The organism is Dysgonomonadaceae bacterium zrk40, assembly GCA_016916535.1.
Classification (GTDB): Bacteria; Bacteroidota; Bacteroidia; order Bacteroidales; family Dysgonomonadaceae; genus Proteiniphilum.
Genome location: CP070276.1, coordinates 1,592,413 through 1,605,589, shown reverse-complemented (window position 1 = coordinate 1,605,589; position 13,177 = coordinate 1,592,413). Strand labels below are relative to the sequence as shown.

Annotated in this window: 10 protein-coding genes; 7 read left to right on the top strand and 3 right to left on the bottom strand. The window is 53.6% G+C overall.

Annotation, left to right across the window (positions count from 1 at the left end; translation table 11 throughout):
- Window positions 1-157: 157 nt before the first annotated feature.
- Genes JS578_06695 through JS578_06665 form a run of 7 tightly spaced genes read left to right on the top strand, consistent with a single transcriptional unit; the run spans window position 158 to window position 10,001 of the window.
- Window positions 158-1,507, top strand: a complete 1,350-nt coding sequence (locus JS578_06695) for an Ig-like domain-containing protein (protein QRX62597.1) — start codon at window positions 158-160, stop codon at window positions 1,505-1,507.
- A gap of 24 nt (window positions 1,508-1,531) precedes the next feature.
- Window positions 1,532-2,653, top strand: a complete 1,122-nt coding sequence (locus JS578_06690; protein ID QRX64949.1) for a beta-mannosidase — start codon at window positions 1,532-1,534, stop codon at window positions 2,651-2,653.
- A gap of 19 nt (window positions 2,654-2,672) precedes the next feature.
- Entirely contained in the window at window positions 2,673-3,854 is a 1,182-nt protein-coding gene (locus tag JS578_06685; protein ID QRX62596.1) for a glycosidase, read from the top strand.
- Window positions 3,855-3,893: 39 nt separating this feature from the next.
- Window positions 3,894-5,315 carry an MFS transporter gene (locus JS578_06680; GenBank protein QRX62595.1) on the top strand — a complete coding sequence of 474 codons (1,422 nt, stop codon included), beginning with the start codon at window positions 3,894-3,896 and terminating at the stop codon, window positions 5,313-5,315.
- 21 nt (window positions 5,316-5,336) lie between these two features.
- The gene (locus tag JS578_06675) at window positions 5,337-7,781 is read left to right on the top strand and encodes a glycosyl transferase (GenBank protein QRX64948.1); all 2,445 of its coding nucleotides are present in this window, start codon (window positions 5,337-5,339) and stop codon (window positions 7,779-7,781) included.
- 14 nt (window positions 7,782-7,795) lie between these two features.
- Window positions 7,796-8,989 carry an AGE family epimerase/isomerase gene (locus JS578_06670; protein QRX62594.1) on the top strand — a complete coding sequence of 398 codons (1,194 nt, stop codon included), beginning with the start codon at window positions 7,796-7,798 and terminating at the stop codon, window positions 8,987-8,989.
- 46 nt (window positions 8,990-9,035) lie between these two features.
- A complete protein-coding gene (locus tag JS578_06665; protein QRX64947.1) occupies window positions 9,036-10,001 on the top strand; it encodes a glycoside hydrolase family 5 protein in 966 nt (321 codons plus the stop codon).
- A gap of 122 nt (window positions 10,002-10,123) precedes the next feature.
- On the opposite strand, the gene JS578_06660 is transcribed toward JS578_06665, so the two are convergent.
- The 3 genes from JS578_06660 to JS578_06650 form a co-directional block, all read right to left on the bottom strand.
- Window positions 10,124-10,603, bottom strand: a complete 480-nt coding sequence (locus JS578_06660; GenBank protein ID QRX62593.1) for a hypothetical protein — start codon at window positions 10,601-10,603, stop codon at window positions 10,124-10,126.
- Window positions 10,604-10,937: 334 nt separating this feature from the next.
- Window positions 10,938-12,395, bottom strand: coding sequence for an MFS transporter (locus JS578_06655; protein QRX62592.1), 1,458 nt, complete (start codon window positions 12,393-12,395; stop codon window positions 10,938-10,940).
- A 31-nt stretch (window positions 12,396-12,426) separates the two neighbouring features.
- Entirely contained in the window at window positions 12,427-13,095 is a 669-nt protein-coding gene (locus JS578_06650) for a bifunctional 4-hydroxy-2-oxoglutarate aldolase/2-dehydro-3-deoxy-phosphogluconate aldolase (GenBank protein QRX62591.1), read from the bottom strand.
- Between the last annotated feature and the right edge of the window lie 82 nt (window positions 13,096-13,177).

The window sequence follows — 13,177 nt, the reverse complement described above, 5'->3', positions numbered from 1 at the left end:
TGTAGATTCTGTCTGAGCCGGCCACCTGTTTTAGCCGGTTCAGACAGCATCTCTGAATATTCCGTGCAGGTTGCAAAACAGGCACAAAATTGTGAAAAAAATGATTCGAAAAATCATTTTAAGGTGTGTTATATGCCTTTTGTTGATCAACCTGCTGATGGTAATCTCCTGTTCATCTGGCGGGGATGAGCCGCCCGTTGGTGAGCCACCGCAGCTGATCTCCAGTGATCCTGCCGATGGCGAGACAGATGTGGCGGAAGGGATCACAGAAATCACACTTCGCTTCAACATGAACGTGACGCTTGCCCCTTCATCGCTGATCACCCTTAACGGACAGCCGGTTACCAACCTCTGGCGAGGGCAGGAGGGAGAACTGAAGATGACGGTACCCCCGCTGCTGCCTGGTACCGATTACACGCTGTTGGTACCTGCCCAGACGGTGAAAGGTCCCACAGGCCTTTCCAACCCATCTGAGATCCGAATCACCTTCAAAACCTGTCCATCGTTACCCCCGCGTGAGGGTCTTTCACCTCAGGCGGAGAAGCTGCTGCAGTTTCTGAAACAACAGGAAGGGAAGAAAACTCTCTCCGGCACCATGGCCCACGTGGCCTGGAACATCAACGAGGCGGAGTGGGTACACCATCACACCGGCAACTGGCCGGCAATCAACTGTTTTGATTATATCCACCTGCATGCCTCACCTGCCAACTGGATCGATTATGGCAACATCACTGTGGCCGAGGAGTGGTGGAACAGCGGGGGTGTCGTATCGGCATCCTGGCACTGGAACGTGCCTGCCAACAGCGGAGTGGAGGGAAAGTATTCCTTCTATTGGGGCAGTGCACCGGATGAAACCCGTTTCGATGTGAAGAAGATTGATGATCCCGACTCGGATGAGTACAAGCGGATGATCACCGATATCGACAAGCTCTCCGGTTACCTGAAGCTGCTAAAGGAGAAGAATATCCCAGTGCTGTGGCGTCCCCTGCACGAGGCAGCCGGCAACAACGGAGCCTACCCGGGAGGCGAAGCCTGGTTCTGGTGGGGCGGCGGCGGACCGGAGCCCTATAAAAAGCTCTGGCGGCTGATGTTCGACCGGATGACGCACCACCACGGACTGGACAACCTGATCTGGGTCTGGACCTCGCAGGTGATTGATCCTGACTGGTACCCCGGTGATGACTACGTGGATATGGTGGGAAGAGATATCTATGATGAACAAGCTGCCTCGACGATCAAGAGCCAATTCGCCACACTGCAGAGCCGTTACCCCGGAAAACCGGTTGCCCTCAGCGAGTGCGGCAACGTGGCAACCATTTCGGCACAATGGAATGACGGTGCCAGGTGGCTATGGTTTATGCCCTGGTACGAATATGATCGCACCCGCGATCCCGGCAGCGAAGCGTTCCAGTTGAAGACCCACCAGTATGCCCCTATCAGCTGGTGGGAAGATGCCCTGGCACAGCCCTACGTGCTTACACGCGATGAGTTACCTGATTTGAAATAAGAGATGCATATGAAGAAAAGAACAATGATAACGGGTTTATTGCTGTCAGCCATACTGCTAGCCGGCATATCCTGTGTGGAGAGAAAATCATCGGGTAACGGTGAGGAGATGATCAGTCCGCAAAGAACGATGGAGACAGAAAAGTTGTTGTCCAGCCTGAAGGTGATTGCTGCGGACGGTTTTATGTTCGGTCATCAGGATGACCCGCTCTACGGTGTCACCTGGGAGGGTGACAGCGGTCGCTCCGATGTGCGGAGCGTCACGGGCGACTATCCTGCCGTGATGGGTTTTGACATCGGGAAGATTGAACACGACAGCGAAAAAAATATCGACAATGTCCTCTTCGCCATTATTCGTGAGGAGATGATCCGTCATTACAAGCGGGGTGGGATGATCACCGTAAGCTGGCATGCCGACAACCCGCTTACCGGTGGCGACTCCTGGGATGTGAGTCGCGATGATGTGGTGGCTGCCATCCTGCCGGGTGGGGAGAAGCATGAGCTTTTCCTTGGCTGGCTCGACAGGGCTGCCGCCTTCTTCAACGCCCTCACTACCGAGGAGGGAACAAAGATACCGGTGCTCTTCCGCCCCTGGCACGAGCATACCGGCAGCTGGTTCTGGTGGGGAAGGGATCTCTGTAGCGTGGAGGAGTACACCGCCCTCTGGGAGATGACCCGCAGCCATTTCGACGGGGCAGGTGTGGACAACCTGCTCTACGCTTATTCACCCGACCTGCAGGGCCCCGGTGAGATCTATATGGAGCGATATCCAGGTGATGAGTATGTTGATCTGCTGGGTCTGGATGGCTACCACCGTAACAACGAAGAGGGGATCGATGCCTATCAATCCTCACTCCATACCATCCTCTCCTTTTTGGCGGAGGAGGGTAAAATGCGGGACAAGCCGATCGCACTCACCGAGACAGGGCTGGAGGCGATACCGATCGCCGACTGGTGGACATCGGTACTCTTCCCCGTGCTGGACCGCTATCCGGTGAGTTACGTGATGGTATGGCGCAACGCCCGCGAGCGGCCTGACCACTATTATGCACCTTACCCGGGACAGCTCTCGGCCGATGATTTTGTCGTCTTTTACCAACATCCCAAAACCCTTTTCAGCAACGATATCCCCAACCTGTATCAGTAACGACATAAGAGAAATTATAATGAAGTCATATAAGCAACAGATCAAAGAGATGATGAAGGAGCATGAGAGCCTCCTCACCCGCAAGAATGAACCGATGGAGAGAGGCAACGGCTGGTACCGCCGCTACCGCTACCCGGTGCTCACCGCCGCCCATACCCCCCTCTACTGGCGGTACGATTTCAATGAAGTGACCAACCCGCTGCTGATGGAGCGCATCGGCATGAATGCCGCCATGAACGCCGGTGCCATCAAGTGGAACGGTCGCTACCTGCTGATGGTGCGCGTGGAGGGTGCCGACCGCAAGTCCTTCTTCGCCATCGCCGAGAGCCCGAATGGCATCGACAACTTCCGCTTTTGGGATTATCCGGTGGTGATTCCCGAGACGGAGGATCCCGCCACCAATATGTATGACATGCGACTCACCGCCCATGAGGATGGCTGGATCTACGGCATCTTCTGTGCCGAGCGGTACGATGAGACAGCGCCCGCGGGCGACCTCTCACGGGCGAAGGCGACAGCCGGCATCGTACGCACGAAGGATCTGATCACCTGGGAGCGACTGCCCGACCTGGTCTCCCCCAGCCAGCAACGCAACGTGGTGCTTCATCCCGAGTTCGTGGATGGCAGGTATGCCCTCTACACCCGTCCCCAGGACAGCTTCATCGATGCCGGCAACGGCCAGGGCATCGGCTGGGCACTCATCGACGATATGACCAATGCCGTGGTGAAGGAGGAGAAAATCATCGACCGCCGCTATTATCACACCATCAAGGAGGTGAAGAACGGTGAAGGACCGGCACCGATTAAAACATCAAAGGGATGGCTTCATTTGGCACATGGTGTGCGGGGATGTGCCGCAGGTCTCAGATATGTATTATATTTGTACCTGACTTCGTTGGATGATCCTTCAAAAGTGATCGCTTCACCCGGAGGCTACTTTATGGCACCCGAGGGTGAGGAGCGGGTGGGGGATGTCTCCAACGTGCTCTTCAGCAACGGCTGGATCGCCGATGAGGACGGCTCCCTTTACATCTATTACGCCTCCTCAGACACCCGGATGCACGTGGCCACCACCACCGTGGAACGGCTGGTGGACTACTGCCTTCACACTCCGGAGGACAAGCTCACCTCGGGGGCGTCGGTACAGATACTTAAAAGACAGATAGAAAAAAACCTGGATATTCTAAACACAATTGATTAACAACGGGAGATGCTTCTCCCGAAAATGAAAAACAACTTCATGATCACCTTAAAGGAAAAAATTGGCTACGGCTTAGGCGATGCTGCCTCTTCCATGTTCTGGAAGATCTTCGGGATGTACTCCCTCTTTTTCTACACCGACGTGTTCGGCATAACCGCCGCCGCTGCCGGTACCATGTTCCTGGTAGCCCGTCTCTGGGACTCACTCACCGACCTGTTGGTGGGCATCATGAGCGACCGTACCAAAACACGCTGGGGCAAATATCGTCCCTACCTGATCTGGTTCGCTTTTCCCTTTGCGGTGATGGGTGTCATCACCTTCTATGTGCCTGACTTCGGACAGACCGGCAAGCTGGTCTACGCCTATCTCACTTACTCTCTGATGATGCTGGTCTACACGCTGGTCAATGTACCCTATGCCTCCCTGTTGGCTGTCATCTCGTCCGACCCGCGCGACCGGAACACGCTCTCCTCCTACCGTATGGCCTTCGCCTTCATTGGCAGCTTCGTCACCTTCATGCTGCTGCAGCCGCTGATCGACTTCTTCGCGAAGCACTTCGGTGGTGAGGGCGCCGCCGTAAACGCACTGGCAGAGACATCAGTCAGCACCAACCCGGTGGGCTGGGTGATGGGGGTTGGCGCCATCGGTGTGATTTGCGTGGTGCTCTTCCTGCTCTGTTTCTCCTGGACCAGGGAGCGGGTGGTACAGATCGAAAGTGAGGAGAACGCCTCGGTGAAGAAGGATCTGAAGAACCTCTTCAGAAACGCGCCCTGGTGGATCTTGGTGGCCACGGGGCTGGCGGCGCTGCTCTTCAACGCCATCCGTGACAGTGTAGCCATCTACTTCTTCCGCGACTACGTGCAGGCCGGCTACCGCATGGCCGGCACCGGCTGGGACATGACCACCATCTATTTCCTGGTGGGTCAAGCGGCCAACCTGCTGGGGGTGATGCTGGCTCCCTCCCTTTCCGCACGTTTTGGTAAACGAAGAACTTACATGATCGCCATCCTGATGGCGGGCATCCTGAGTACTGCTTTCTTTTACATCCCCAACAGCATCACCTGGATCCTGATCCTGCAGTTCACCATCTCGATCTTCGCCGGTTATGTGCTGCCCCTGCTCTGGTCGATGTTCTCCGATATCGTGGACCATCAGGAACTGACCACCGGACGCCGCGCCAGTGGCCTCATCTTCTCCTCCTCCTCCATGTCGCAGAAGCTGGGATGGGCCATCGGTGCCGCCCTGAGCGGCTGGATGCTGGCCTACTTCAAGTACGTGCCCGACGCTTTGCAGCAAAGTGCCGAAACAATCTGGGGTGAACGGTTTATGATCTCCTTGCTGCCGGCAGTCTGCTGTCTCCTGGCATTCATCGGTATGTACTTCTACCCGCTCTCTGACAAGAAGGTGAAGGAGAACTACGAACAGCTGGAAGTGAAGAGAGCGGCTGCAAAGATGAATTAAGTGCTTATGCAACTGTAAAAGATCAGGATTATGCAATATGGTTTCTTCGATGACGCTCGACGGGAGTATGTGATCACCCACCCCCGCACCCCCTGGCCCTGGATCAACTACCTGGGGAATGAGGATTTTTTCAGCCTGATATCGAATACTGCAGGGGGGTACTCCTTTTACAAGGATGCCAAGTTCCGCCGGCTGACGCGCTACCGCTACAACAACGTGCCGATGGACAGTGGTGGCCGTTATTTCTACATCCGGGAGGGGGAGACAATATGGAACCCCGGCTGGAAACCTTGTAAGACTGAACTGGAGAGCTACGAGTGCCGTCACGGCATGGGATACACCACCCTCACGGGTGTGCACAACGGTGTGAAAGCGGAGTTGCTCTTTTTTGTCCCCCTGCAGACCCACGGTGAGGTGCATAAACTGATGCTGACCAACCAAGGGAGCGGAGTGAAGAGATTGCAACTCTTTTCCTTTCTGGAGTGGGCACTATGGAATGCCGCTACCGACATGGAGAATTTCCAGCGTAACTTCTCCACCAGCGAGGTGGAGGTGGAAGGGTCGGTGATCTACCACAAGACAGAGTACCGGGAACGTCGCAACCACTACGCATTCTACTCTGTTAACCAACCCATTGATGGTTTTGACACCGACCGTGAATCGTTCTTTGGCCTCTATAACGGCTTCGATGAACCACAAGTGGTGATGGAAGGAAAGCCCCTCAACAGCGTGGCGCACGGCTGGTCGCCCATCGCATCACATTGCCTCGAGATTGAGCTGGAACCGGGTGAGAGCCGGGAGCTGATCTTCCTGCTCGGTTACGCAGAGAACGATCCGCAGGAGAAATGGGAGAACGGGGGTGCTCTCAACAAGCGCAAAGCGAAGGAGATGATCGCCCGTTTCGACAGCGTGGAGAAGGTGGACAGCGCTTTTGCCGCATTACGTATCTACTGGGATCAACTGTTGGGTAACTTCCGGGTGAAGACAGGGGAGGAGAAGCTGGACCGGATGGTGAACATCTGGAACCAGTACCAGTGCATGATCACCTTCTGCTTCTCCCGTTCGGCATCCTACTTCGAGAGTGGTATCGGACGCGGGATGGGTTTTCGTGACTCCAACCAGGATCTGCTCGGCTTCGTACATCAGATTCCCGAGCGAGCCCGCGAGCGGATCATTGACATCGCCTCCACGCAATTCCCCAATGGCTCCTGTTACCATCAATATCAACCCCTCACCAAGAAAGGGAACAATGAAATTGGGGGCGGCTTTAACGATGACCCGCTCTGGCTGATCCTTGGTACAGCCGCTTATGTAAAGGAGACGGGTGACTTCGCGATACTGGACCAGGCCGTACCCTTCGACAACGAGCCGGGCACCGAGGTATCTCTCTTCGACCATCTGACCGTTTCATTCGATCATGTGATCAATCACCTGGGACCCCACGGGCTGCCCCTGATCGGGCGTGCCGACTGGAATGACTGTCTCAACCTCAACTGCTTCTCCGACGACCCCAACGAGAGCTTTCAGACCACCGAGAACAGGAGCGAGGGATCACAGGCAGAGAGTCTGATGATCGCCGGTCTCTTCGTGGTCAGTGGGCGTGATTACGTAGAGCTATGCACCAGACTAGGCAAGGATGAGGAAGCCGACAGGGCACGCAACCATGTGGCTCGCATGGTGGAGGCCGTAAAGCAGCATGGCTGGGACGGGGAGTGGTTTCTGCGTGCCTACGACTATAATGGTCACAAGATAGGGTCGAAGGAAAATATCGAAGGGCAGATCTACATTGAGTCCAATGGCTGGTGCTCTATGGCCGGCATCGGCCTGGAGGAGGGGATGACAGAGAAGGCACTCAACGCTGTGAAAGAACGGCTCGACTGTGAGCATGGCATCGTGCTCAACAATCCTCCTTACACGAAGTATTACATCGAATACGGCGAGATATCAAGCTATCCCCCTGGTTACAAGGAGAACGCGGGCATCTTCTGTCACAACAACCCCTGGGTCATCATCGGCGAAACGGTGCTGGGACGGGGAGACCGTGCATGGGAATACTTCCGTAAGATCTGTCCCTCCTATAGCGAGGCGATCAGCGACCTGCACAAGGTGGAGCCCTACGTCTATGCCCAGATGATTGCAGGCAAAGATGCTTTCCGGCCGGGAGAGGCCAAGAACTCATGGCTCACCGGTACCGCCGCCTGGAACTTTTACACCATCTCACAGTATATTCTCGGCATCCGTACCGCCTACGACGGTCTGATCATCGATCCCTGCATTCCACCGGAATGGGAACAGTATCATGTGACACGCAGGTACCGCGGCGTGACCTATCGGATCACCGTGAACAACCCTGAGAAGCGGATGAAAGGAGTGAAGGCAATCACCCTGAACGGCGAACCGGTAAAAGGCAATTTGATACCACTCCTGCCAGCTGGCAGTGTGGGTGAGGTGGAAGTGATTCTTTAGCAGAAGAAAGAGCGATGGACATTGGTGTATTGAAACAAGAACTACGTGACGAACTGACCGGCAATATCCTCCCCTTCTGGATGAACAGGATGAAGGATAACGAAAGGGGTGGCTTCTATGGTCGGATGACCGGTGAGAACCGTCTGGTGCCCGATGCCCCGAAGGGAGGTATTCTCCACGCACGGATCCTATGGACCTTCTCGTCGGCGGCATTGCGACTGCATTCGGAGGAGTACTTCGCCGAAGCACGGCGGGCCAAAGAATATATCTTTTCACACTTTTTTGATGATCAGTTTGGTGGCACCTACTGGATGCTGCATGCCGATGGTACCCCTGCCGACAGCAAGAAACAGATCTACAGTCAGGCCTTTTTCATCTATGCGCTGACTGAGTATTACAGCGTTAGTGGTGACGAAGAAGCCCTTGAAAAAGCAAAAGTACTGTTTCGGCTCATTGAACAGCATAGCTTCGACAGCGTGAACAACGGTTACATGGAGGCTTACAGTTGCGACTGGCAGCTGCTGGATGATCTGCGGCTGAGTGAGAAGGATGCCAATGAGAAGAAGACGATGAACACCCACCTCCACGTTCTGGAAGCCTACACCAACCTTTACCGTGTCTGGAAGGATGAGAAGCTGGCACATCGGCTGAAAAACCTGATCGACCTCTTCCTTGAGAAGATCATCGACCCGGAGAGCGGGCACCTCAATCTCTTCTTTGATGAGGATTGGAATTGCAAATCGACCCTCCACTCCTTCGGGCACGACATCGAAGCCTCTTGGTTGCTCGAGGAAGCAGCTCTGGTGCTGGGTGACGAGGCGACGCAACGGAAGTTGAAACCTGTTATACTGCGGATAGCAGACGCCGCGGCAGAGGGACTGAACGAAAAAGGTGCACTGATCAATGAAAGGGATTGGGCTAACGGACATCGTGACGAACGGTGCGATTGGTGGCCACAGGCAGAGGCGGTGGTCGGCTTCTTCAATGCCTGGCAGCTGTCGGGAGATGATGCGTGGCTCAACAAAACACGCAACAGCTGGGATTTCATCAAGCAGCACCTTGTAGACAGGGAGCAGGGTGAGTGGTACTGGTCTGTCTCGCCGGAAGGGGAGACGGACCGGGTGAACGACAAGGCGGGCTTCTGGAAGTGCCCCTATCACAATGGGCGGATGTGCCTGGAGCTGATCGAACGAATCAGACAGGATTAATGATTAAAAATAAAGAGATATGAAGAGAAACAGTGTGTTATTTACAATGCTGTTGTTGTTGTCGGCAGCGATCTCCTGCGGCAACGGGCAGCAGACCAACAATGAAACGGCGGCCGACAGCACGGTCGTGGCACAGCACGGACAGCTGCAGGTGATCGGCACACAGCTCAGCAACGAGCAGGGGGAGCCGCTGTTGCTACGCGGCGCCAGCCTGGGATGGCACAACCTCTGGCCCCGCTTCTACAACGAGGGTGCGGTGAAGTGGCTGGCGGAGGACTGGAAATGCACGGTGGTGCGCGCCGCCATGGGATTGGAAATCGAGGACAACTACCGGGAGAACCCAGCGTTTGCGCTGCAGTGCATCACGCCCGTGATCGAGGCTGCCATTGACAATGGCATCTATGTGATCATCGATTTCCATGCCCACAAGAAATACTTCGAGGAGGCAAAAGGGTTCTTTGCCGAGATGGCAACCAAATATGGGGAGTATCCCAATGTCATCTACGAGATATGGAACGAACCCGACTACTTTGAATGGGAAGAGGTGAAAGCCTACTCGGAAGAGGTGATCGATGTGATCCGTGCGATCGACCCGGACAACATCATACTGGTGGGCAGCCCCCACTGGGACCAGGACCTCCACCTGGTGGCGGAAGATCCCATCCTCGAAGTGACCAACATCATGTACACCATGCACTTCTATGCAGCCACCCACGAGGCATGGTTGCGCGACCGCACCGACGATGCCATCGCCAGCGGAATCCCCATCTTTGTGTCGGAGTGCGGCGGCTCGGAAGCCAACGGCGACGGACGCCTCGGCACGGAGGAGTGGGAGACTTATGTGGAGTGGATGGAGAGTCGCAAGATCAGCTGGGTCGCCTGGTCGGTCTCCGACAAGAACGAGACCTGCTCCATGCTGCTGCCCCGCGCCGAAGCGGAGGGTAACTGGACAGACGACCTGCTCAAGCCCTGGGGGAGGCTGGCGCGTAACTCCATCCGAAGAGGCCTATAACCCCAGGATTGGGTGATTTGGATGCTATTGAGTAGGGTTGGTCAGCCCGGCCCCGATTTGACTGGAATGATAGTCAAACCTTGCTGTTGAGTTCAACGCTATTGTGATGACATTTGGGCATCTTATCCTGGGTCGATCATCAAGTCTTGCTTCGTATTAATGGTCAGAACTTTATCGAAGAAATCATATTTATTTTTTCCTGAAATTAAATAGTGAATGTAACATCTCGCTTCCACTGAGTAAACTTCTGATACATCATAACTCGACGGAGTCAAAGACCTTAAACGATACTTGATCGTTTTGGTTGAACGGGGGCTGATATCTACAAAACGCTGGTAGTCCACTCCTTCTAAGAACCCAGCTTCAAAGAGTGAGATTTCCTTACCTGCTTTATCTTTAAGAAGAAATACAACAAAACTTCCGGAAGTTCCACCTCCAAAATTATTGCGTATTCGCATCGGTTTATCCGCATTGTTTACCAAATGAAGTAAAATCATGTCTTCGTATGGCGAATAATCGGCACTTATGTCGAAGTCGGATTGGGCCGTTAACCCTGCGGGCAATAACGCCAATATGGCCAATAGTAAATACTTTGTTTTCATAAGTCGGTAGCGTATTCCATTCATTAAATATAACCGAATAGTTTTAGCCGTTGATAAAAAAATATCTTAGGTGTGGTCAGCATGAAATGTTGCACTGAATTACTTGTACTCAAAAGTGAAACGTAACTGAGATGACCTGAGATCATTTTTACAAAGAAACAAATAAAACTAATAAAAACAATATCCTCAATTATTTAAATGATATGTGAAATATAAGCTCACAGTGAATAAGAGTTTGTATTTTCTTGCTGGAAACAAAAAGCAGGAGAAAAACTATTTCGCCTTTCTCCTACCCTAATCACCATCGGAGGGTGGTTTGTATTGATCGATCCGATTACATATCTGTGATCAGTTGGTACTTCGGCACCAATGCCTTCATGATGCTCCATCCCAGCAGATAGGCGATGGCACAGAAGATAAAGATGATGAAGTAGCCTGATTCAATCCCTTCATAACCCATGAATTTCATGTTGGTGTTGGCTGCATGGTCGAAAAGCACACCGGAGCTCTTATTGATGAAGAAGGATCCCACCCCGCCGGCCATACCGCCGATACCGGTGATGGTGCCCACAGCATGTTTCGGGAACATATCACTCACGGTGGTAAAGATGTTGGCCGACCAGGACTGGTGAGCGGCGGCAGCGATACCGATGATGATCACCGGGAGCCATACCGACAGACCTCCTAATGGTTGGGCAAAGAGGATGAGCAGCGGGAAGAAGGCGAAGAGCAACATCGCCCGCATACGTCCCTGATAGGGGTCTAACTTTTTCTTTTCCATGTAGTAGGCTGGGAAGTAGCCGGCAGCGAACACCGAGATCATGGAGATGGCATAGACCACGAAGACATGAGGGGCACTTTCTGTGGAGTCAAGTCCGTAGACTGAACTGAGGTATGCCGGTATCCAAAAGAGGAGGAACCACCACACTCCGTCGGTGAGAAACTTGCCCACCGCGAACGACCAGGTCTGTTTATATTTGAATGCTTGTTTGAAGGATACCTTCTTGCCGGCATTGCCATCGGCTTTCACCCTTCCCTCTAAAGCGTCAGTGGCATCATCCTGGTTGATGTATTCCAACTCGAGGGCGTTCACCTTCTTGCTTTGTTCCGGTTTGTGATATACAAATATCCAGAAGCCCATCCAGATGAAGCCAAGGGCTCCGATTACGATAAAAGCCATCTCCCAGCCCCACGCCTTGGCGATGAAGGGGATGGTGAGGGGGGCCAGCAGGGCACCGATTTGTGCTCCTGAGTTGAAGATACTGGTGGCATAGGCCCTGTCTTTCTTTGGGAAGTATTCGGCAGTAGCTTTAATGGCGGCGGGGAAGTTGCCAGCCTCTCCAAGGGCCAACACCAATCGCGCAAACACGAAGAGGGTGACACTCACGGAAACCACCAGCGACACATCACCCACTGTGGAGATTGCCTCACGTGCACCATGGAAGCTCATGGTCCACTCTCCGGCAGTGATTCCGGCGGTTAAAAGACCGCAGAAGGCGTGCATGATTGCACCTAACGACCAGACACCGATTGCCCAAAGGAACCCTTTTTTGGTATCCAGCCAGTCGATGAATTTGCCGGCGAAGAGCATCGATACGGCATAAAAAATGGAGAAAAGCCCGGTGATGGTTCCATAGTCACTATTGGTCCAGTGGAATTCCGGTGCGATAAAGTCGGCCCATGTCAGTGAAAGTACTTGTCGGTCGAGGTAGTTCACTGTGGTAGCCATGAAAAGCATCACCACGATGGTCCAGCGATGATTGGTCATCTTTCCTGTTTGTAGATTACTCATGATTGTTTTCTGATATTAAATGAATGAATGATTATCTGTTGTTCCGGATGATGGCCAGCCCCTCACGGCACAGCTCTGATATTTTTTCCCATTCGCCTGCTTTGATGACCTCTTTGGGGAAGAGGTTGGAACCCATTCCCACGGCAGTGACGCCCGCCTTGAACCAGGCGGAGAGGTTCTCCTCGGTGGGTTCTACACCTCCGGTGACCATAATCTTGGTCCAAGGCATTGGTCCCTTGATGTTCTTCACGAAAGAGGGACCCCCCACGTTTCCACCGGGGAACACTTTCACGATCTCGGCTCCCAGCTCCTGTGCCAGGCCTATCTCACTGGTGGTGGCACAACCGGGCGAGTAGGCGATCTGACGGCGGTTGCATACCTTGAAGATATCGGGGTTGAGCAGCGGTCCCACCACAAAGTTGGCACCCAGCTGAATGTAAAGTGACGCAGTAGGGGCATCCACGATGGAGCCGATACCGAGAATCATCTCCGGACACTCCTTTTCGGCCCACTTAACCAGTTCGGTGAACACCTCATGGGCGAAGTCGCCTCGGTTAGTGAACTCGAAAGCGCGGATACCGCCTTCATAGCAGGCTTTTAACACTTTCTTGGCAACCTCTGTATCGGGATGGTAGAAGACGGGGACGATACCAGTCTCCTCGATTGTCTGATATACTTTGAGTCTTGAAAATTTGGACATAATTTTTGCATTCAGCGGTCGGCGTTCAGCCTTCAGCTTTTGGTTTATAATCAATCAGCTTTTTGTGTTTATTATTTGGTTC